Origin of the sequence: Paenibacillus sp. FSL R7-0313 (assembly GCF_037969885.1) — a bacterium.
In the GTDB taxonomy this organism is placed as follows: Bacteria; Bacillota; Bacilli; order Paenibacillales; family Paenibacillaceae; genus Paenibacillus.
Map to the genome: position 1 here is coordinate 65,321 of NZ_CP150219.1, position 21,225 is coordinate 86,545.

The window sequence follows — 21,225 nt, forward strand, 5'->3', positions numbered from 1 at the left end:
TGCATTTTGTAGAGAAAACATAATTTTACAGTTACGAGTTTGCCGACAACTTTACTTCATGGACTCGGACAACTCTGTGAAAATAACACCAAGCGCATACGCGCCAGCATCCGGGTAGCCCAGACTACGATCGCCGACGGTACCCGCGCGTCCCATACGTGCCACGATGTCTTCGGTTTTCTTCGCACCTTCAACGGCTGCTGCTGCACCTTTGGCAAATGCTGTTTTGAAGTCATCGCCAGACTCCGCACTTTGTGTCCAGGAATCAGCACATGGAACGAGTGCATCAATCAAGGTCTTGTCGCCTACAACGGCACCACGTCCGAAGGAACGCTCTCCAGTAGACTGAATCCCTTGTACAGCTGCATGCATCATCTCAGCAAATTCAGCAACGTTTAATTGCTGTTTATCCCCTACTGCTTTGCCAGCCGCACGGAATGCCGAACCCCAGATCGGGCCGGATGCGCCGCCACAATATTCCATGATGACCAAGGAACATGCATCCAGAAATGATCCGATGTCTTTTTTATCTTCGTTAATGATGTGATTCCATTCACGTTTCAACTGGCGGAAGCCTTTTGCCACACTCATACCGAAATCGCCATCACCGGCATGGGAATCCAGTTCACAGAACGGTACCTCGTTCTTGATGATGATCTCACCCATTTTATCGATCAGATAGACGACATTGTCCAGTGAAAATTGATTGCCTTCGATTACCGCAGCTGATGCATCCGTCTCCACTTCATAAGATACGGGAGCGTCTTCACCCACAACAGCTTCCAGTGCTTCGGAATACGCCACTTGTGCTACTGGAGGGCCAGACACTTTAAATGCAGGTGTATCACTTTCCTTGAACAACAGCGTTTTTAGTTCCTCATCCAGTTTCAGGATCGTAACCGATGCTCCCGCCATATCGATACTTGTCATGTAGTTGCCTACAAACGTAGTAGCAACCTTCAGACCTGCATGTCCAGCAAGCTCACGCTGAACGGAATTGTTGAGCAGGTACAGTTCTTGGAGTGGCGTTGCACCAAAACCATTCACGAGCACCGCAATCTCAGCGGATGCATCCTTATCCAACTTCATATCTGCGAGCAATGCTTCGACCATACGTCCTGCCAATTCATCAGCCGATACGATTTTCTCCCGGCGAATCCCTGGCTCACCATGAATCCCTACACCGAATTCCATCTCATCTTCAGCAATTTCGAATGTAGGCGTGCCTTTGGCGGGTACGGTACAGGATGTGAATCCAAAACCAATACTGCGCACGTTCTGAGCTGCTTTCTCGGCAACGGATTTCACATCTGCCAGACTGCGGCCTTCTTCTGCTGCTGCTCCGGCAATCTTGTGAACCAGTACAGTTCCGGCAACGCCGCGACGTCCAACGGTATACAAACTGTCTTGTACAGCGATGTCATCCTCAACACGCACATACTGTACGTCGATGCCATCTTCTTCAGCCAGATGTGCTGCATTTTTGAAGTTCATCATGTCGCCGCTGTAGTTCTTGATGATCAGAAGTGTACCCTTGTTGCTGGCTGTTGCTTTAATCGCTTGATACACCTGGATTTGGGATGGAGATGCGAATACATCTCCACATACCGCTGCATCCAGCATGCCTTTACCGACATAACCAGCGTGAGCCGGTTCATGTCCACTGCCGCCGCCACTGATTAGGCTGACTTTATCGGCCTGAATCTCTCTGCGTTTGATGACTTTATATTTTTTCAGAAATTCCAGCTCCGGGTGTGCAAGGGCAATACCGTTACACATTTCCATAACAACATGTTCGGCCTGGTTAATAATTTTTTTCATTATTTTACCTCCCGGCGAGCTGCTTTGTACTCACGGCCCATGCGGTCAGCCGCTGCAATGGCAGCAGCCACTTCAGGAACGGTGATTGGGAACGGCATGGCGTGAATGGATTCTTCCGGAATACAAGCGATCTCTGCAACTTTCAACAACTCTTCCTGACTAATCGTGTCTACACCGATATCCGCCAAACTGATCGGCAGTCCCACTTCGAGACAGAAGTCCATGACTTCGTGCAGCTCTTCAGTAGGTGCATTTTCAAGAACGAGTTGTGCAATCGTACCGAAAGATACTTTTTCTCCGTGGAAGAAGTGATGTGTGCCTTCCAGAACAGTCAAGCCGTTGTGAATCGCATGTGCTGCGGCCAGACCGCCACTTTCAAATCCAAGACCAGACAACAGAATGTTGGTCTCAACGATGTTTTCCAGCGCTTGAGTCACAACGTTGCTGTCACTGGCTACTTTTGCTTTTGCACCGTCAGTCAGCAGCATTTCATAACACAATTTTGCCAATGCGAGTGCCGCATTGGTACCTACTGCAGATGGGGTATATCCTTCGCGGGAACCCATTGGCAGACTTGCGTTTACACGGGAATAAGATTTCGCTGTTGCTCTTGCTTCGAAGTATGTAGAGAGCGCATCTCCCATACCGGATACCAGGAAGCGTGTTGGTGCATTCGCAATTACCGTTGTATCAACGAGAACCACACTTGGGCTTTGTTTGAAATAAGCATAGTCATCAAAAGCACCTTCTGGTGTGTACAATACAGCGGAGTGACTTGTCGGTGCGTCTGTTGCCGCAATCGTTGGGCAGATGATTAGTGCTTCACCTTCAGCTACACATTTGGCAGCATCGATCGCTTTACCGCCACCAAGACCGATGGTAGAGTCACATCCTTTTTCCTTCGCGATTGCTTGCAGACGGGCAACTTCCTCGCGGGAACATTCCCCTTTAAAACCGCTTTCAACAAACGTAATATTGAATTTCTCCGCTGTTGCATCCAGCTTTGCTTTGACACGCTGAACATCATCCGGATGTGCGATTAACAAGGCAGATTCTCCGAAGGATTTAACAAAATACCCCAGGTTCAACAACTCGTCTTCGCCTTGTACATATTTGGTTGGGCTGATAAATGCTTTTCTCATAATAATATATACCTCCTAAGGATATGAAATAGTGTAGTGATTACATCAAATTTTAATTTCTTACAATTGACCTTAATATAACGCATGAGCAGCAGGTTTACAGTGGACTTTGATAACAAATTATTATAATTTACAATCGTAATTTTTTGCTTTTTGGCACAATCATGGTATCTTATTGTCATGAGATGGTTGAATTTTGACCTCCCATTATACATTACCCGTCATCATTACATCTTAATATGTACAACTTGCTAACTTTTAACGGCCTAAATTATGATTCAGGTTAGCCTATGGAGGTTGCACCAATGATCAAAGAATATCTGCATATCAACAAAATTCTCGACCTTAATAAATGGAAGCGTCTACAAGATTCTCTCGCAACAGTAACCAAACTGGCGATCCTCACCGTTGATTATAAAGGCATTCCCGTAACCAGTCACAGCAGCTGTCAGGCCTTCTGCCAGAATGTGCGTAAAGACCCTGAGCTTCTCCCCTATTGTCAAAAATGTGATTCACGCGGTGGTCTGGAAGCCGTTCGGTTGAATGAGCCTTATGTATATCTATGCCATTTCAATATTATTGATATCGCGATTCCGATCACGATTGATGGCAAATATATCGGCGCCGTCATGGCAGGACAAGTGAAACTCGCCGATCCGGAAAAGGGTAGCGAATTGGAGCAAATTGTCACGTCCAAAAACGTACCCATGCATGCAGCCAAGCTGGAGGAATTAAAAGATGATTACGCCCAGCTGCCTGTAATGACCTATGAAGAGATTGTGAAAATCTCCAACATGTTATCCCTACTCTGCAACTACATTGTGGAAGAAGCGCTTAACAAAAATCTGTTAGTTGAAATGTTTGAGAAAGCTTCAGGCAATCAGGAGTCTCTAAACCTCTCCACCATTCTGCCCGGGTACTCCATTCGCAATATCGAGTCAATCAAAAAAGAGATGACCAATGCCATTGCGGATGCTTATCTGAAGAACAGCCCAAGTGATGCGGAAAGCTCCAGCCCGGTGCTCCAGCCTGCTTTTGAGTACATTCACAGTCACAAAAGCGAACAAGTTTCACTCAAACAAATGGCCGATCTATGCCACCTGAGTCCGAGTTATTTCAGCAGACTGTTTGCCAAGGAAACCGGTGAGAACTTCACAACCTACTTGGCAAAACTCAAGATTAAGTGGGCTAAACAATTGCTAGAGGTCACCGACATGCCTGTCTCACAGATCAGTGATGAGCTGGGATTTAATGAATCGGGATATTTTATCAAAATATTCAAAAAGTTCGAGGAAATTACGCCCGCTCTCTATCGCAAATACATCCAGGAGAAAATGTAGGTCCACTGATACTTTTTTCGTATCAAAGATGAGGTTAAAAGATATTTCACCTATTAATCTACCATTGCTACAATGGAGTCCAGATGACTTAGGGAGGCGACATGAATGGAATATCGCAAATTAGGAAACAGTGGATTAACCGTCAGTGAGATTTCACTCGGCAACTGGATTACGCATGGAGCGCAAGTCGAGGATGGTATAGCAGAAGCTTGTGTTCAGGCTGCATTGGAGGCAGGCATTACTACATTTGATACCGCAGACGTGTACTCCAATACCAAGGCAGAAACCGTACTGGGACAGGCTCTTAAGGATGTAAGAAGAGAAAGTATTGAACTGTGCACCAAAGTCTGTCACCCAACCGGCACAGGTCATAATGACCGTGGACTTTCACGTAAACACATCATGGAAGCCTGCAATGGTTCATTACGGCGGCTACAGACGAATTATATCGATGTCTATTACGCTCACCGTTATGATTACAACACTCCGCTGGAAGAGACGTTTCTGGCATTCTCCGATCTGGTACGTCAGGGCAAAGTTCATTACATTGGCGTAAGTGAATGGAACGCAGATCAGATTGCACGAGCAGCCGCTTTGGCGAAGGAACTTCATATACCCTTCATTGCAAGTCAGCCCCAATATTCGATGTTGTGGCGTGTGATTGAGCAAGAAGTGGTGCCTGCAAGCGACCAAGCAGGACTTGGACAGATTACATGGTCTCCTCTGGCTCAGGGTATACTATCGGGCAAATATGCGCCTAACGAAGCCTTGCCCACCGAATCACGTGCAGCTGCTGAGGCAGGAGCACCCTTTTTCAATAAATTGGCTGGACAGTGGTTACGTGAAGATGTTCTTACCGCTGTGCAACAGCTTGTTCCACTCGCTAAAGAGATTGGTCTAACGCTCCCCCAACTCGCTGTGGCGTGGGTTCTTCAGCATAAGTATGTCAGTTCCGTCATTATCGGTGCATCCCGGCCCGAGCAGGTATTGGAAAATGTAAAAGCCTCCGGTGTGAAACTGGACTCTGCCATCATGACTCGTATCGACGAAATATTGAATCCATGGATTGAGCGTGATCCAACCAAGACGGGTTAAACACATTCATTAACAATGCTCATAAAGCGGGAAACCACTTCCTGATTCATATCCGTCCGCCATGCCGTGTACAACGGTACGGAGGGCGGATTTTCTTCTAATGGAAGAAAGACTACACCCTTCCGCTGGAACACATCCACCGAAGAAGGAACAATAGAAATGCCCATGCCCGCCGCAACGAGATTCACAATCGTATACATTTGGATCGCTTCCTGTGTAATTCGAGGATCTACGCCATGCTCCCTGCAATAATCCAGAACGAGACGATGGAACGGAGAACCCAGATGCCGTGGGAATAAAATGAAATCTTCATCCGCCAGTTCTCGAATTGAAACTTGAGTCTGAGAAGCCAACGGGTGATGATCTGGCAATACGGCAATCAACGTTTCCATCTGGCAGGGGCGGAACGAGACATGGCGGGTATCTTCCTGATATCGCAAAAATCCAATATGGATCTGTCCGTCTTCCAGTGCCTGCAATTGTTGGGATGAAGTCATCTCACGCAGCGTCAATTCAATCTGCGGATACGCAGCACGAAATTTCCTGAGCACATCTACCATAATGCTCCCCGAAGCCGAATCCACGAAAGCTACGGATATATGCCCGATGATGCCCTGATCTGCCTTTTGTGTAAGCTGAATGGATCGTTCGAGTTGGGCCATGATCAGTCTTGCCTGTTCCAGAAATACGGCACCTGCCGGGGTGAGACGAACCATTTTCCTCGTACGTTCCAATAACTTTACGCCAAGCTCTTCCTCTAAATTCTGAATCTGCTGGCTCAGCGGTGGTTGCGTCATATTTAATTTCTCCGCTGCACGGTGGAAATGAAGTTCTTCTGCCACGGTGATAAAGTATCTTAACTTCCGAATATCCATAAGCCGATTGCGCATCCTTCCGTCTACCCTGTTAATTCATCTGTTCCTGAACCCAGATTGCCGACTCAGCCAGCATCGTCATCAATTCATTAAAGTCCACAGCAATTTCCCGCAGAGGAGTTTCCCCTGCATCGTGTATCAACATCAGCACCTTGCCTGAACTTTGATCCAGTATAGCCATACTTCCTTCACCAAATCCACCAATCGGGAAAGGTTGAAGGTCAGCTGGCAACTCATATTCTTCCTCATATTCACGGTACACTTCCAGAAATTCAGGATAAGCCCAGCTCAGTTCTTTCACCGAATACAAGGCAGGATCGCCAAAGTTACATGCACCGAAGTCAAGCAAAAGTGCACGATACGCTCCGGGCAGTCTCACATTATGCTTTTGCTCAAAATCCTCAATGCTCTGTTGCGTCTCAGGAGTACATCCTTCTCCCATTGTTGTATCGTAGGCTTTCACCAAAAGATCACGAATCGGTTCCAATTCTATCGACGTCACTTGAACTCCCCCTTAAGATACTTTTCCCCACTGATCAGCCGTTGTGATTTCAATAGTTCTGCTTGAAGCGCAATACCTTACCCAAAAAAGAGTCGAACACTAAAATCAACTTCTTATCTCACTTGTTTACGCAACGCTTGATCCAGCCATTCCAGTGCTGCACGCAGTTTATCCTGGGGAATTTTCTCATAACGATCACCCGTAGACAATTCAAAGGCACAGCTGTTCCCACTCGTTTTGTTCAGATATGAAGTCATTCCTATGCCATACTGCTGAGCCATTTGCACAAGTATCGGTTCAACTTCGGCGGCAGCGAGCGCAAAGTGTACATGGAACATATTTGATACTGGTACCTCGGGCAAGGTTTGTATCCCGTGACACGCATTCAGTAGGGAGGCGAGTTCTTGAGCCTGCTCGTAATACAACTCCATTTTGCCAATCCGTTCATTGAAATAATACTGGGAACTCAGAATATACGGATACAGGCCGATCAGATCTCCGCCGTGCCGACGTTTCCATACTTTTGATTCTTGCATCACATCCGGATCTCCCGCCAATATGGCCCCCGCAATGCCCCCGATGCCTTTGTAAAAGGACACGTACACTGTATCAAACAGACTGCAAATCTCCGCAGGAGTCTTCTGGTAATAGGGAGTAATTTCAAACAGACGCGCCCCGTCCAGATGCAGCTTAATCCCGCGTTCACGGCAATAGGCCGAGATCGCTTCCAGTTCTTCATATGCTGGCAATTGCCCACCAATCTCGCGTTGCGGCAGTTCCAACAGCAGGCAGGCAATGTCCTGGTCAAGCGCTTGTACATCTTGCAAACGAATCAAACGATCCTTGTCCGCCAGCAAAATCGATTCAATCTGGTGTAACTCTTTCAATCCGTCTTCCTCATGGATTTCCAGATGACACAGAGGGTGGTAAGCTACTCGCTTTATCCCTTTGCGGTCACACCAGATCCGTAATGCAATCTGCTGCGCCATCGTTCCACTTGGGAAAAACACCGCCGATTCCTTGCCAAGAACGTCAGCCATCTGTTGCTGAAATTCTTCGATGATGGACCCGTTGCCATAGTGGTCACTAAACAACTCCCCATCAATCTGCTCCAGTACGTTCTGAAGCACCTTCACTTGGCGACTGCCGTGACCGCCTACAATAAAGTCTGCCTGATTAAATGCATCAGCCAACGTTAACTGAGTTTCTTTCAAGATCACTCACTCCTTTATAGTGCATGTTCATAAACGGAATTTTGAACAACCTCTTATAGTTCTGGTTCTGTAATGATCTGTACCAAAGCACTCAGCGCACTAGATATATGTTCACCACGGGAATACACAAATCCTACTTCCAACCGACAATAAGGATCAGGCAAAGACATCACCGCGATCTCACCTCTTGATTCTGCTTTTGTAACCGAAGAACGTGGCAGCAATGATACACCGAGCCCGGCAGATACACCATTCAGAATCGTGTCCAGTGTTCCATATTCCATGATGTTAAGCGTGTGGATACCCTGATCTTTCAAAAAGAATTCCGCCTGATCGCGATGTGTGCATCCGATCTCAAAAAACAACATCGGCCTGGACAATAACGTGTACATCTCATGTACTCCAGGTTCAGCGATCAATACCAATTCCTCGTCATACATCTTCATATAGTTCAGCTCAGAATGATCAATCGGGCCATATATTAAGGCTCCATGCAATTCATGTTGGATGACCTTCTGGTTCAGTTCATGGGTTCCACCCGTGACAAGCGAATGTTGTACTTCCGGGTAGCATGAAGTATATTCAGCCAAGAGCGGCGTCAGAAAAGTGGAAGCTGCTGTCTCTATGGCACCTAGACGAAGCATGCCAGCTGGTGGGTTACCCACTTGCGTGGCTTGCTCTGCTTCATATAATAATTCCAATATTCTATCCGCATACCCAAGCAGGTTCTCGCCTGCTGGTGTAAGCGACATCCCCCGATTGGAACGATGAAATAGCGGTACTTGCAGTTGAGTCTCCAACTGTTTAATCCGTGTTGTTACATTGGACTGCACATAATTAAGTGAGAGCGCAGCTTTACTGATACTACCTTCGCGGGCAACCGCCTGAAATATTTTCAAATCACCTGCATCCATACCCTGATCACCTGCTCGTCGTTATATCGGCATTCTGCATCATCCGATTCATGCAAAGTGCTTATCTATTATTTTCAATGATACTGACAATCATTTTTGTTCATTTTACGTGAATCTGCCCCGTCTGTACAATGAGGCTCAGTAGTGAATTCTGGCTACACAGACAGGAGGAATATTGAACATGAAAGCTATTATCCATTCGGGCCAGAGCGGCCTTGCAGGTCTTCAATATACAGATTCAATCTCTCGGGCACCAAAAGCCGGGGAAGTGCAGATTCAATTAAAATCCGCTGGAATCAACCATCGGGATCTATTCATCATGGCAGAACGCGAAACCCAGGACATCCCGCTTATTCCCGGTTCCGATGGAGCAGGTATTATCGTAGCGATTGGCGAAAGCGTAAGAGGGTTCGCGATAGGAGATAAAGTCATTATCCATCCTACACTCGGTTGGGAACATGCATCTGAAGTGCCAACTGTACCCGATATTGTTGGTGGCCCTACGGATGGAACACTCGCTCAATATATAACGTTGCCTGCTGAAAATGCCCTGCCTAAGCCAGCCCATCTATCCTGGGAGGAAGCAGGCGTGCTGCCCCTTTCAGCGCTGACGGCCTATCGCGCCTTATTCACTCGCGGCGCATTAAAGCAAGGTGAACATGCGCTCATTCCCGGCATTGGCGGTGGTGTAGCAACTTACGCCCTGCTCATGGCAGTAGCGGCTGGTGCCAAAGTGACCGTCACCTCCAGAAGTGAAGCCAAAAGAAATGAGGCACTGCGCTTGGGTGCTACCCATGCATTGGATAGTCATGCCGATTGGCGTTTGCAGAACGATCTGGAACCTGTGGACATCATCTTGGATAGCATCGGACAAGCCATGTTCCCAAAATATTTTGATATAATCAGACCAGGTGGACGTATCGTGATGTATGGTGCAAGTTCCGGGGATGATCTGACCGTACCCATTCGCTCTATCTTCTTCCCGCAGATCAGTCTGATCGGCACCTCTATGGGCAGCCGTGAGGAGTTTATCCAGATGCTGCAATACGTAGAGCAACATGACATACATCCTGTAATCGATAGCGTATATCCGTTGCAAGACGTAGTGAAAGCATTCGAACGTATGGAAAAAGGCGAGCAGTTTGGTAATCTGGCTATCCTTATGGAGTGACATCTATTTTGAGATGGGCCTTCATGAATTGGTGAAAATTGATTTACGATAATGGGGTGAATCCATCTGACCCGTCTCGCTAAACGTATACTAATTGTTCTTATTGCTACTATCATTGTGGCCCAAATTCCTATGTTAAAAGAGACCTTAGCCCGAGGAGTTACTACGTTATATGTGAAGATAAAGTATCCCGAACAATCCTTTCAATTCCAAGACTTCATCTACGAGTCTCATTTCGGGAACTATTTCATTTCTTTTACTGATCAAGACGAACAGCTCATTAGTCTGATGCTTGAGCCCAAATTTTTTCCGGTGCTCATCACGTATGATCCATTGAATCAGCCCATGAAAGACTAGTTGGTTCACACTATGAATCATTCAGGAGGTATCGATATGGACAATCGATTACATTTGGTAGAATTGGTTCGCAAACTGATGGATGCCGAAGGAACGGAAGCCGAGTTGGATGACATGTTAACGGAGCTACAGCAGCAGGTTCCACATGCGGAGATCAGCAATTTGATTTTCTGGGATGATCGAGACCTGACGCCTGAACAGATTGTGGAAGAAGCCTTGGCTGCCCGTCCCATCCTGCTTCCACCCCAATCTTAATATTCTTCAGGAGGTGAACAATAGGATATGTCTGACATGTCTGATTTAAATCATAATAACAACAATGAACACCCTGATATTAACGAAATTCGCGGAGAAGAAAAACTACAAGCACTTCGTGATCTAATCGAACTAACCGATGATCACCTGACTCAGCAAGTTCTCGCTATTGGCATGGATACACATGAAGAAGATCTCATCCGTATCGAAGCATGGCGAGCTTTAGGCATGGCAGGCTCCTCTGCTCTTCTGGGTGAAATCCTTCATGCTGCCGCGCAACTTGTTCGTGACTCAGAAGAAGATGAGGATGTACAGAATTACGTCTTGCAAACTCTCGCTCTATTGCCCATCACAGAAGCCGAGATCCAATTGGCTCAGGAAGTTCTGGAGGGAAATGCCTACATCTTAGTCAAAGGAGCAGCCTTTGCTATTCTTGTTGCACATCAACAAGTTAATGGTGCAACATCCGCGTTAGAATCACTTCAATCCGATCCTGATTTTGGCTCTTCTGCAATACGGGTACTACATTCGAAACAAGGAAGTAATAATCAATAAACCAAGTTTACCCTCCCCAATTTCCATAATTTCGTTATAATGGTAAGCAAGACACCATGCTATTGGAGGAGAATTATGGAAACGGAAGCTTTACGCAACGTGGAACAACTAGCTTTGAAGAAACACAAGATTTACAAACAAAGCTTAATTAGGTACCTCGCACGCTCCATGCTGGCCAGTATGTTTATCGGATTCGGCGTCATCGTGGCGTTTAAGACAGGTAACTTCTTTTATATGGAGCAGTCCCCATTTACCTATCCTATGGCGGCAATTACGTTTGGGGCGGCCATCATTCTGATCGCCTATGGCGGGGGTGACCTGTTCACGGGCAATACGTTTTATTACACGTATGCGGCGCTGCGCAAGAAACTGCGCTGGTTCGAAGTGATCAAGCTGTGGATTGCGAGTTATAGCGGTAACCTGATGGGCGCAGCTGTGTTTGCCCTGTTAATCTATCTGACGGGATTGTTCGACTCGTCCCAGGTGAACGGTTTTCTGCTAAGCGTGGTGGAGCATAAGATGGAAGTTCCGACCATGCAGCTCTTTTTCCGGGGAATTCTGTGTAACTGGCTTGTATGTATGGCGTTCTTTGTCCCGATGTTCATGAAGGAGAATGGAGCCAAAATGTTCGCCATGATGCTCTTTGTGTTCTGCTTCTTCATCTCGGGATACGAGCACAGCATCGCCAATATGTGTACATTCGCGATTGCACTTGTGCTGAACCATCCGGGAACGATCTCATTTGAAGGTGTGCTTCACAACCTGGTTCCCGTGACCTTGGGTAATCTGGTGGGTGGTGTGCTGCTGATGGGCTTTATGTATTATGCGGTAAACAAACCGTTTCTGGATGAAGAGACACATTAATCTCTGGCAAAAAAAGAGTCCCTTCCAGCCTGTCCCCCGTCAATTTTACATTAAATAATATCCTATTTTACTTTTACAATTAGTGACACCAAGAGCCTATCCAATAAAGGATAGGCTCTTGGTGTCACATAATAAAGGCATACCCTACATCACCTGACACATCTACAGTACAAGAGAGATCCTCAGCTCCTGCCACCCTTGGTTTGACGATGGAAGGTAGGTCCTTTAGATGTTCTCCACGTACCTGTACTGCCGCATCAATGTCTGTATCTTTCTGAACTCTAACAGTCACTAAGCAGTCTATGTCCCGGTAGCCTAATGCCCTAACGAAGACGGAACTTTTGATCTCGTGTTCTCCGCCGTACCTGACCCCAACGGAAGAAGGGATATCCGAATCCAGCCATGCACGAACGGTTACGCCGGATGGCAAGTTAGACGCGATTTCAACTTCTACGTTGGATGGGATATCCGAAGCAGTCAATACACGCGGGATAACCGATCCATCTAAGTCATAGAATTGTTCATTTCTGATGGCCACGGATGAGGGAAGATCACTATCCTTCGGAACCCTTGTAGTAACACTACTATCCAAATCTGTTTTGTCTAATAAACGTGGAAAAACGGATGACAGCATGTCTACCACATCGGACTGTCTAACAATGACTACTGAGTTAATGATCTCTGAGTTTACGAAGACGCTTGAAGACAACCAGTCATTGCCCAAAATCCGTGAAGTAACACTACCATCCAAGTCAGTGTACGACCTTACATAGACCGATCCTTCTCTCTCAGGGACGCATACAATGACTGAGCCAGATAATTCATCGTACTCTTCTGGACGAATTGTTACAGTGGCACCGAGGTCGCTGTATGGCCTTATGTAAACAATACCTTCTCGCTTAGAGGCATTGACGATGACCGCTCCGTATAAGTCGTCCTCATTCTCCCCTTTGACAACTACAGTAGAGTCCAGGTCCTCATGAGGCTTAACGTATAATTCGCCATCAGTATAAAGTCTATTCACAATGACGGATGAAACGAGATCATCTCCGTCTCCAACACGAGCGGATACGGAAGCATGGATCTCCTTCTCCCCAACCTCCATGACGAATACTGACGACGGAAGGTAGTCCCTTTTGACGGCCACCGATGAAGGCATCTCATGCCTAACTGGAGTCTTCGGATCTCTGACAGTTACGCTGGCGTTAAGATAGCACTCCCCTACATATCCTGCAACGACTACTGAGGACACGAGGTCGTAGTGTTTCAAACCGACAACGTATACACTGCTTCGCAGTTCACTTCGGTTGTAGCTGTACACCGTTGGATCGAAGTATGTAATTTCCAGCACTGGTGTTAGGTCGCTCTCGCGGGTTCCATACTGCTTGAAACGTCCAGGCATTGCTTCGCTGAGTGCTCTTAAAGAAAAGCCGTTATGTTGACGCTTGCCTTCATACCATTCGGTCACATAGGACAGGAGATCCACATCCGTTTCACCTGCATATGTCCCTCCGTCATAAGTCTTAATGAGATCACCCACTGCTGGTTGGTTATCCCATGTCAGTCCATACTCGTTCCACTTTTCCCCCTTAGCCACATCATACATGGCTATCGGAATAGCAGGTAGCGAGTTGAGAAGGTGCAGCTTCAACGTCACGCTCTTGATCTTCTTATCCTTCGGAATCGAACTAATGTCGTACCTCATGAAGGTCCGATATAGCTGGCCGTTTGATCTCACGCCTACGAACGTATCGTGATCATATCCGTAGTTCAGCTTAGGCATGTCCTGCCTGGCGTATGTATCCTCAATCGGTGATAATCTTACCGTAATTGAAGGAGGTTCTACGATTTCCAAGAGACCTGACATCTTGTTATGAGCTCTAACCTTCACAGAGGATAGCAACTCATTGTGGATTCGAGGTTGTACTAGTGAAGGCATGTCATCATTCGTGTTCCCGATAACGAGTACCTGTCCGGTCATTTTGTTATAAGTTCGGACTGAAACACTGGAGAGCAACTCGTTGTATATTCGAGGTTGTACTAGTGAAGGCATGTCATCATTCGTGTTCCCGATAACGAGTACCTGTCCGGTCATTTTGTTATAAGTTCGGACTGAAACGCTGGAGAGCAACTCGTTGTATATTCGTGGGAATACGCTTGAATCAAGGTCATCATTTTTACGTACATTGAGGACGACCTTACCCTTCATTCTATTCCTTGCCATTGATACCACGACCATTCCATTGTATTGGAATCAAGATTATCATGCCGGATCACCCTTAACAAAGATGTCGAACTCCCCGTATCCGGTTCGTGCTGTATGAGCCGTTACGATTCGAGTAAAAAACGGCACAGCTTCATCGTAATTCAGCATCTCAGTGTAAAAGAGTGAATCCTGTGGAGTGAAGGGATCTTCTATCTTGCTTATCTCCAGATTCACCCCCTCCGGCAGAGTTTTGTTGTTCGGTGTCAGGAGCAGATTCGTTAGTGCATTAGATGTCTTGTTAGTAAGCCGTATAGGATATGTCTGCGAAATCTGACCAACAATCAGGACACCTACGTCCAAGTACCTAAGCACATCTCCAAAGTCATCGGAGTAATATTCTCCATTGACATCCGAAAACATGAGTCCCGCATACTTTCCTACAAATGTAAACGATCTGACACTTTGATCACCATAGGAGTCGATGGCTGTTACCTCTACAACATTATCCGCGTCAATATTTACCTGAGTGCTCAAGTACTGCTTCTCCCATACGATTGGAGTCTCCTTCATTTCTGCGAATGGAGGGACATACTCGAATCTGATCGCATCAGCTATAACGTAGCCATTAGCGCCATCTGAACGAATCGTTACGCTTCCTGCTGTTCCTACGCCAAATGTATAAGTTCCTAGTAGGTGCCACACCCCCCCGTTCACCTGCTGGTTAACGGCCAACGTCTCCTTGCCGCCCACAGAGCTAATATCAAGAGGAGTATTCGTAGCGCGATTATAATGACTTGGCCACATCATGTACACTTTGTATTGACCGAACACTGGGATCTCAGGGACATATGTCGCACTGGCTCCGGTGTCTTTGGCAGCGTAATGGAAGGATGCGCCACTGAAAGGTGATTGTCCTTCCGCCCACCCTGAGGTTCTAGTCCAAGAATTTACTAAAGAAAAACCTTCAACACTATCGTTTTCTATGATAATATCCTGCGGAACAATCCCCACATACGGGTATTCCTGTACTCCATTTACTGACACTCGGTACTTTACCTTATCACGGTCATTGAGGATAACTCTGACTTGGAGACCTTGTTCTTGGATCTCAATGGTGGGAAGGTCGTTGATTACATTGATCGGGGAGAACAAATAACCTGTCCTCCCATCCACTGACTCCGCGAATACCTCTACGATGTTCCCATTGCCAACCTGGTACTTCTCAGCATCGTAGAAGATGGTCTCATTTAAAGTGGAAGGATTACGGTATGCCGACCAGTCTACATCGACGCTGTTAAGAAGGACCTTGTACCGAATTGGGGAGTTATCTGGAATATCTCCGGTGATCGTGATGTCCTCCCCGCTAATAGTCGTAGGAGAGATGGTCAAGCCGTCAAGGTACAGACTGCTCCCTGTGATTCCTGCAACGTCACGTAACCGAACAATATAACTCTTACCAGATCCACCAGCACCAGAGTAATAAATTTTCCCTGGGTATCCAATATTCGATGCTCTAACTCCACCAGTGACTTCCATTGATGGGGTGTCGCCGCTCTCCTTGATGACCACTATAGTCCCGCCCGCACCTCCAGCCCCTGCTCCCGACTCACTCAATGCTGTGATACCGTCTTCTCCGTTGGCGATGAGTTTACCATCAGCTCCCACGTTCAGTTGCTTAGTAAGGATAACAATGACACCACCACCGTTCCCTCCTTTGCCGGAACTGCTACGGCCATTGTCAGATCCACCTGCACCGCCACCGCCACCAAAAGGAGCACGATACGCGCTCAGGCTTGGGTAAGCTGTACCGCCGGCACCGCCAGTAGTTCCTGCACCACCAGCGGTAGCATTCGCGCCACCTCCGCCAGGTGTACCTACGATGTATCCGTCATTGTAGTTGTTCCTACCTCCACCTCCGCCATTACCTTGCTGCGCTGTGCTTCGGGAGTTCCATCCTCCTGCGTAATACTCGCCACGCATACCGACCTGAGATAAAGCAGTGGCTGCCGCTCCCCCCCGATAACCTTTCCCCGTTACGTTGATAACGCCATCAAGATTGAGTTCTTCGCAAATAATGGGGATAATTCCTCCGGCAGCCCCCCCGACAAGATTATTACTTGTAAGAATACTACCCTTGGTGATATTAACCTGTTTGTCACTAATACATGCATGAATGGATACGGAGGTGGCATTCAAAATGTGCCCACTCTGCACAGAGACTGGAGGACGAAGCAACGTCAACTTCGTGTCATCCTCTACGTCTGTGATGTACACCAAATCGTAAAGACCCGCTTCCGTAACCGCTCCATAACGGACATGTATTAATGCCCAAGTGTTAGGATGGATAGCTACTTCACCAGTCGCAGCGACGAGAGTGATTATATTCCCCTCAATAGCCGATACCCACCGCTTCCAGTAGTTATCGTCGTACACAAAATTTCCAGAGATGTCCATTACACTGCCACCTTCCTTTAATAGTCAACTGCTATTTCAAACTCCCCAACGCCCGTATCTTCTCCTTCTCCTGCAATCATCCTGACGTAGAACGTTACAACGTCTTCTTGAGACAAGGCTTCTGAGTAAGAGATGGACGTGGAAGGTGTAAATGGTTCATTGCTTAGGGAGAACTCGATTGCTGCATCAGCGGGTAGTTCGTCCATATTCGACGTGAGAGCGAATCCCCCCAGCACGGTTCCCGTCCGGTTAATGACATTTATTGCATGTACTGCCGACGTCTCTCCGAAGGCCAGCCATCCGATGTTTAGGTAGCTAAGTACATTGCCAAGGTCATCCGAATAGAAGACTCCATTTTCATCCGAGAACATAACTCCTGAGTAGGAGCCTGTAAATGGCAGAGTAACACTCGTCTGTGCCCCATACGAATCCATAGCAAGGACCTCAACCGTATTATCCGCACCAATTACAACCTCGTTACTGTACAGCGTTCTGCCGTATACTAGTGGGGATTCAGTAAGTTCGGTGTACCCTTCATGCTCAGGATAGATGCTAACCCCATTTAGAATCACTTGGATTCTAACTCTATCCATCTCAGGATCTTCGACAACAACATCCAGTCGCATCCCTATCATTGAAGCTGTAATACTTGGCTCCACGCTTTCTAGAGCGACAGTGTACACGTACACTGACACTTTGCCGTTGCTGTTTCTTACAAACAATCTGACCGTATTCGTCCCATAACGGAGTAAGCTATTCGCTATGTCATACCTAACAGGCAGATCTCTTGGGGCTAAGTCCGTAAATCCACTTTGAGGAAATACTTGGTCATCGTTTACAGTGATTCGGTACTGTACATCCAGTCCCATGGTGTCATTAATGATTCCTGAAAGAAGTACGTCATTAGTGTGTGTAGATGTTACGTCCAGACCACCATCAAATCTTGTTGTATTCTCCATGAGAGAGAAGGTAATCGCCCCTGCTCCACCTGTACTACCAGCAGTAGCCCCTGCTCCCCCGTTAGCATTTGTGGTTCCCCTGTTAACCAGGGTTGTGTAGAAGACGTTGATCGAGCCACCTCCTGACGAACCACCGCCCCCGTTACCGCCAGCACCTCCGACCGATCCTATAGAAGAAACGGTGCCTGTATTATCAAAAATAGTTGCGTAGATGATTAGGAGACCTCCCGTCCCTGCTCCACCTACTAAACCGCCGAGAGCTGTGCCTCCTCCGTTACCTGCTCCGCCACCAACAGGACGAGAAGTTCCGTAGGTTGATGCAGCGTTACCGCCAGCACCGCCTATGTCTGAACCCGCTCCTGCCCAAGCGTTGCCACTGTAACACCATGCTCCACCGCCACCTGCTCCACCGGAATAGGATGTTCCAGTACCGCCCCTGCCTGTAATGAAAGTACCTGTATGTGGGTTTGACATTCCTCCACCACCAGATCCCCCACCGCCGGTTCTTCTTGCCGTGCCCGCTACACCTGTCCGGCCAGCGTTAGTAACCGATTGTGCTCCACCTGTAACGCTCGTACCGCCGACAGCCCCCATAGCTGGAACGTACTCAAATGACCCGTCATTGTTCTGATAAAGGTAGACGTTCTGTCCGGTTGCTATAGCTCCCTTGGCCGTCATACTTATCGTCCCTTTGTTGGTTAGCTTGCCTCCTACGTAAACGGTCATGCCCTTCTTTCTAACCCTCGGTATGAGGGTAGCGCCAGTATTGACCGTTAGGTTTTTATGGAACTTAAGCACGAGCATTTTAGAGTCAAGGGTCTCATCTCCAAATGAGTCAATCAGTTGCATAGCACCAATGGTCAGGAAATTGGTATCCCCGTTGTTGGCTGTCACATTGAGCCTATACATTTTATACAGCCCGATATTTTGAACAGGTACAGCGAAACCCTTCCAAGTATTGTCCACCCAACCTGTAACATGTTCACGGGTGTCTATCACAGTCCATTTCTCCCCATCGTCAGATGCTTCAAATGTCCAGTTTTTAGGACTACCCAGGGGTCTACCTGTCTGCCCACACAGATAGTAGAGAGACACACGTCTAGCTGTAACCATGGTCATTTGAAGCCAGCCCGTAGTATTGAACTGCGCGGTAGCCCAACAGAGTGTCCCATTAACACCGTTAACGAATGCTCTCCATGCTAGGTAGCCAGGGGATACGGTATATTCTGAACTTGCAGATGCCTTGAAGTTTACGTTGGCAGTGTTGCTGGTTAGCACGGGTACGATGTTTTCGACCCCCTGAGTATCTACTTCAAAGTCATCCAAGTAGTTGCACATCTCAATGTCTATATTCACGCCATTGACTTCAAGTACATGAGTACCATTTGGGATGTCTTCCCCCACCAAGTAGTCGTGGAGTGTAGACTTACCTGAGTAAATAGCCATTCGTTACCACCTCACATACCACATGACTTGCCCTCCCATACCCTTTCTCAGGGGAGCATCGAACTCAGCGACCTGCGTTCCGTTACGCTTAATCACCAACCTACCGTCAAGATCCGTGTCGGCTACAATCCTTACCGTCAAATTAATTGGTACGTTGTTGCACGGGACACTAATAATGGCCTTAAAGTTGAAGTTGATCCCATCAATTTTAAGGCTCTTTTTGTATCCAGTGTTGAAAGCAGTAACCCTGCTTGGGAAATTCGTATTATCTCGCTGATTAAAATTCGCCCACGCTTCCGCATCCTTGTACGTAATGATATCGTTATAAAGCTGGCTTTGACCTGTCAGGTAGTATTCTTTATCGCCTACCTTGTAGACAATCTCGTAAATCTGACCTCTTAGATGGAAGAAACCGCCAAGCACTTCGTGATAAAGTCTCATGCCGTTTCCGATAAGACCGAAGCGAATGAGCGACTCCTTTCTAATCGTGTTGAAATCTCCTCGTTTTTTCGTTTGATAGTGGTACTCAGAAAGGTGAGTACCATCGGAATACTCACCCATCCAAATATAGTCTTGATCCACAAAAGAGTATGGATTAATTTTTGTCAGCATAGGGTAACCTCCATTGCATTGGATGTTTTCTTACACGTACTGGTAAGTTATCCGAGTACGAAAATTAATTAGACCAGCCGAAGCATTACCTGGAATTCGGCAGAGGAGTTGCACTTTGACGTAGTTACCTTTGGCGTTGATTAGATCTCCGTCATTCTTGACTCCGAGCAAGCTGACTTCACCGCTCGTTGTTGTGTGTGAACCGACATTAGGTGTAAACGTACCGTCCACATTTGTCGTGCTACCGGTGGTCTTAATTGGCCGAGAAACTGCAACGTTTTCGATGGAGTCCCACCCAATTTTGTTGAATCCAGTATCTATCTCGTCAACTCTGACTTCGATCCACTGACCTTCTACCAATTCTCCGGTATTTCCGCCATTCGAGTCTTTCGTCATGATTGCCGCATTCTGCATGTCCGGTACATCTTCGAGACCCTTACGGTTGTTAAAGATCAAGAAAGTGTCAATCTCAGATGCTTGGGAAGCATCTACAACGCCAATATCCCAACGGGTAAGCTGATCTTCATCACCGTTGGTCGGCTTGTACCACGATGCCAATGGCACTGGCACTTTAACGTCAGCCATTACAATCACTCCTTATATTTGTTTGTTGACCACTTGGACTGTCCACCAGTCCACCTCAAATCCAATTGAGATAACATTCACTCGGAAGTAGTCACAATGATCACAGGTGCTATGGATGTCCTTCTCAACGTGATCACCTTTCTGAACATAGAAACACCTACTAAACTACCTCTCAATATAAGGAGTTACGGAGTGTTTTTAACACTAGCAGAGGACAGCAACGGAAAATAATTTGTCGTACCTGCTTTCGGGCGAACTTAACTCTGGTATTTCTCGCATTTTCAGGAATGTAGATCTGTCCTCCGTCGCGTAAATGAATCCAGTCGCCGCAGTTGTAAGGCAAGTGTCTACTATACTCTTGTAAACTGCATCAACCATCCGTATAGAATGATGAACGCGTTATTGTCCGGATCAGACCGCTCTATCCCCGCCAGGCAGTCCTACCTTATTAAGCTGATCCACGTTGTTCAGTTCATCAAGTCTGTCGCTGACCTGTCCGCATCATATCACCGCTGTAGAACATGCCCTCAGCAAGAATAATCTTTGTCTGCTGCAAGTCCTCAGCTACTTGATACATAGACTTGTCCAGTGTACTGAACCACTTGGGAACCATCTCGTTTGAAGGGGGGGATCCATAACCTGGTTCCTGTGACGCTCGGTAATCTGGTAGGTGGTGTGCTGCTGATGGGCTTTATGTATTATGCGGTGAACAAACCGTTTCTGGATGGAGAGACACATTAATCTCTGGCAAAAAAAGACTCCCTTCCGGCCCGTCCTTCGACCGTGGCTAATCGGTAAGGAAAACACAAAACACCCCGGCAACCTTCCCATCTCAGGGAGAAGGTCGCCGGGGTGTTT

17 protein-coding genes and 1 pseudogene are annotated in these 21,225 nt (G+C 47.1%); 7 read left to right on the forward strand and 11 right to left on the reverse strand.

The annotated features are described in order from the left end of the window. Window positions 1-51: 51 nt before the first annotated feature. Together dhaK and NSQ38_RS00245 are read right to left on the reverse strand one after the other, a co-directional pair. Window positions 52-1,821 (reverse strand): dihydroxyacetone kinase subunit DhaK, encoded by a 1,770-nt coding sequence (gene dhaK / locus NSQ38_RS00240; protein ID WP_339786074.1) that lies wholly within the window; start codon window positions 1,819-1,821, stop codon window positions 52-54. Beyond that, entirely contained in the window at window positions 1,821-2,963 is a 1,143-nt protein-coding gene (locus tag NSQ38_RS00245) for a glycerol dehydrogenase (protein ID WP_338591140.1), read from the reverse strand. The genes dhaK and NSQ38_RS00245 overlap by 1 nt, the downstream gene beginning before the upstream one ends. Before the next feature lie 305 nt (window positions 2,964-3,268). Here NSQ38_RS00245 and NSQ38_RS00250 point away from each other — a divergent pair, with 305 nt between their 5' ends. Next, complete coding sequence (locus NSQ38_RS00250; RefSeq protein ID WP_339786076.1) at window positions 3,269-4,303, forward strand: PocR ligand-binding domain-containing protein; 1,035 nt, start codon at window positions 3,269-3,271, stop codon at window positions 4,301-4,303. A gap of 105 nt (window positions 4,304-4,408) precedes the next feature. Continuing rightward, window positions 4,409-5,398: an aldo/keto reductase family protein gene (locus NSQ38_RS00255; protein WP_339786079.1), complete on the forward strand. Its 990-nt coding sequence runs from the start codon at window positions 4,409-4,411 to the stop codon at window positions 5,396-5,398. On the opposite strand, the gene NSQ38_RS00260 is transcribed toward NSQ38_RS00255, so the two are convergent. The 4 genes from NSQ38_RS00260 to NSQ38_RS00275 all read right to left on the reverse strand — a co-directional run bounded on the left by NSQ38_RS00260 (window position 5,395) and on the right by NSQ38_RS00275 (window position 8,903). Further along, window positions 5,395-6,273 carry a LysR family transcriptional regulator gene (locus NSQ38_RS00260; protein WP_339790797.1) on the reverse strand — a complete coding sequence of 293 codons (879 nt, stop codon included), beginning with the start codon at window positions 6,271-6,273 and terminating at the stop codon, window positions 5,395-5,397. The genes NSQ38_RS00255 and NSQ38_RS00260 overlap by 4 nt on opposite strands. 31 nt (window positions 6,274-6,304) lie before the next feature. Then, complete coding sequence (locus NSQ38_RS00265) at window positions 6,305-6,775, reverse strand: SMI1/KNR4 family protein (RefSeq protein WP_339786082.1); 471 nt, start codon at window positions 6,773-6,775, stop codon at window positions 6,305-6,307. A gap of 113 nt (window positions 6,776-6,888) precedes the next feature. Continuing rightward, window positions 6,889-7,989: a beta-eliminating lyase-related protein gene (locus NSQ38_RS00270; RefSeq protein WP_339786085.1), complete on the reverse strand. Its 1,101-nt coding sequence runs from the start codon at window positions 7,987-7,989 to the stop codon at window positions 6,889-6,891. Between the two features lie 53 nt (window positions 7,990-8,042). Further along, window positions 8,043-8,903: a LysR family transcriptional regulator gene (locus NSQ38_RS00275; RefSeq protein ID WP_339786088.1), complete on the reverse strand. Its 861-nt coding sequence runs from the start codon at window positions 8,901-8,903 to the stop codon at window positions 8,043-8,045. Between the two features lie 181 nt (window positions 8,904-9,084). Here NSQ38_RS00275 and NSQ38_RS00280 point away from each other — a divergent pair, with 181 nt between their 5' ends. The 4 genes from NSQ38_RS00280 (at window position 9,085) to NSQ38_RS00295 (ending at window position 12,105) form a co-directional block, all read left to right on the forward strand. After that, window positions 9,085-10,074, forward strand: a complete 990-nt coding sequence (locus NSQ38_RS00280) for a zinc-binding dehydrogenase (RefSeq protein ID WP_339786091.1) — start codon at window positions 9,085-9,087, stop codon at window positions 10,072-10,074. Between the two features lie 393 nt (window positions 10,075-10,467). Beyond that, window positions 10,468-10,686, forward strand: a complete 219-nt coding sequence (locus NSQ38_RS00285; RefSeq protein WP_339786093.1) for a hypothetical protein — start codon at window positions 10,468-10,470, stop codon at window positions 10,684-10,686. Between the two features lie 27 nt (window positions 10,687-10,713). Next, a complete protein-coding gene (locus NSQ38_RS00290) occupies window positions 10,714-11,241 on the forward strand; it encodes a hypothetical protein (protein WP_339786095.1) in 528 nt (175 codons plus the stop codon). Between the two features lie 75 nt (window positions 11,242-11,316). Then, the gene (locus NSQ38_RS00295; protein WP_017690511.1) at window positions 11,317-12,105 is read left to right on the forward strand and encodes a formate/nitrite transporter family protein; all 789 of its coding nucleotides are present in this window, start codon (window positions 11,317-11,319) and stop codon (window positions 12,103-12,105) included. A gap of 124 nt (window positions 12,106-12,229) precedes the next feature. On the opposite strand, the gene NSQ38_RS00300 is transcribed toward NSQ38_RS00295, so the two are convergent. The 5 genes from NSQ38_RS00300 to NSQ38_RS00320 all read right to left on the reverse strand — a co-directional run bounded on the left by NSQ38_RS00300 (window position 12,230) and on the right by NSQ38_RS00320 (window position 20,367). After that, on the reverse strand, window positions 12,230-14,344 hold the full coding sequence (locus NSQ38_RS00300) for a DNRLRE domain-containing protein (protein ID WP_339786096.1): 2,115 nt from the start codon (window positions 14,342-14,344) through the stop codon (window positions 12,230-12,232). A gap of 24 nt (window positions 14,345-14,368) precedes the next feature. After that, the gene (locus tag NSQ38_RS00305) at window positions 14,369-16,765 is read right to left on the reverse strand and encodes a hypothetical protein (protein WP_339786097.1); all 2,397 of its coding nucleotides are present in this window, start codon (window positions 16,763-16,765) and stop codon (window positions 14,369-14,371) included. A gap of 17 nt (window positions 16,766-16,782) precedes the next feature. Next, window positions 16,783-18,837 (reverse strand): hypothetical protein, encoded by a 2,055-nt coding sequence (locus NSQ38_RS00310; protein WP_339786099.1) that lies wholly within the window; start codon window positions 18,835-18,837, stop codon window positions 16,783-16,785. A 336-nt stretch (window positions 18,838-19,173) separates the two neighbouring features. Continuing rightward, complete coding sequence (locus NSQ38_RS00315) at window positions 19,174-19,782, reverse strand: hypothetical protein (protein ID WP_047841718.1); 609 nt, start codon at window positions 19,780-19,782, stop codon at window positions 19,174-19,176. A 30-nt stretch (window positions 19,783-19,812) separates the two neighbouring features. Further along, window positions 19,813-20,367 carry a hypothetical protein gene (locus tag NSQ38_RS00320; protein WP_053061450.1) on the reverse strand — a complete coding sequence of 185 codons (555 nt, stop codon included), beginning with the start codon at window positions 20,365-20,367 and terminating at the stop codon, window positions 19,813-19,815. Between the two features lie 590 nt (window positions 20,368-20,957). Here NSQ38_RS00320 and NSQ38_RS00325 point away from each other — a divergent pair. After that, a pseudogene (locus NSQ38_RS00325) lies at window positions 20,958-21,108 on the forward strand (transporter); the annotation flags it as partial. Between the last annotated feature and the right edge of the window lie 117 nt (window positions 21,109-21,225).

Coding starts and splice junctions, on each gene's coding strand:
- NSQ38_RS00295 (WP_017690511.1), top strand. CDS start 11,317: ATGGAAACGGAAGCTTTACGCAACGTGGAACAACTAGCTTTGAAGAAA.
- NSQ38_RS00280 (WP_339786091.1), top strand. CDS start 9,085: ATGAAAGCTATTATCCATTCGGGCCAGAGCGGCCTTGCAGGTCTTCAA.
- dhaK (WP_339786074.1), bottom strand. CDS start 1,821: ATGAAAAAAATTATTAACCAGGCCGAACATGTTGTTATGGAAATGTGT.
- NSQ38_RS00260 (WP_339790797.1), bottom strand. CDS start 6,273: ATGGATATTCGGAAGTTAAGATACTTTATCACCGTGGCAGAAGAACTT.
- NSQ38_RS00285 (WP_339786093.1), top strand. CDS start 10,468: ATGGACAATCGATTACATTTGGTAGAATTGGTTCGCAAACTGATGGAT.
- NSQ38_RS00310 (WP_339786099.1), bottom strand. CDS start 18,837: ATGGTTACAGCTAGACGTGTGTCTCTCTACTATCTGTGTGGGCAGACA.
- NSQ38_RS00250 (WP_339786076.1), top strand. CDS start 3,269: ATGATCAAAGAATATCTGCATATCAACAAAATTCTCGACCTTAATAAA.
- NSQ38_RS00300 (WP_339786096.1), bottom strand. CDS start 14,344: ATGGTCGTGGTATCAATGGCAAGGAATAGAATGAAGGGTAAGGTCGTC.
- NSQ38_RS00245 (WP_338591140.1), bottom strand. CDS start 2,963: ATGAGAAAAGCATTTATCAGCCCAACCAAATATGTACAAGGCGAAGAC.
- NSQ38_RS00320 (WP_053061450.1), bottom strand. CDS start 20,367: ATGGCTGACGTTAAAGTGCCAGTGCCATTGGCATCGTGGTACAAGCCG.
- NSQ38_RS00290 (WP_339786095.1), top strand. CDS start 10,714: ATGTCTGACATGTCTGATTTAAATCATAATAACAACAATGAACACCCT.
- NSQ38_RS00255 (WP_339786079.1), top strand. CDS start 4,409: ATGGAATATCGCAAATTAGGAAACAGTGGATTAACCGTCAGTGAGATT.
- NSQ38_RS00275 (WP_339786088.1), bottom strand. CDS start 8,903: ATGGATGCAGGTGATTTGAAAATATTTCAGGCGGTTGCCCGCGAAGGT.
- NSQ38_RS00315 (WP_047841718.1), bottom strand. CDS start 19,782: ATGCTGACAAAAATTAATCCATACTCTTTTGTGGATCAAGACTATATT.
- NSQ38_RS00305 (WP_339786097.1), bottom strand. CDS start 16,765: ATGGACATCTCTGGAAATTTTGTGTACGACGATAACTACTGGAAGCGG.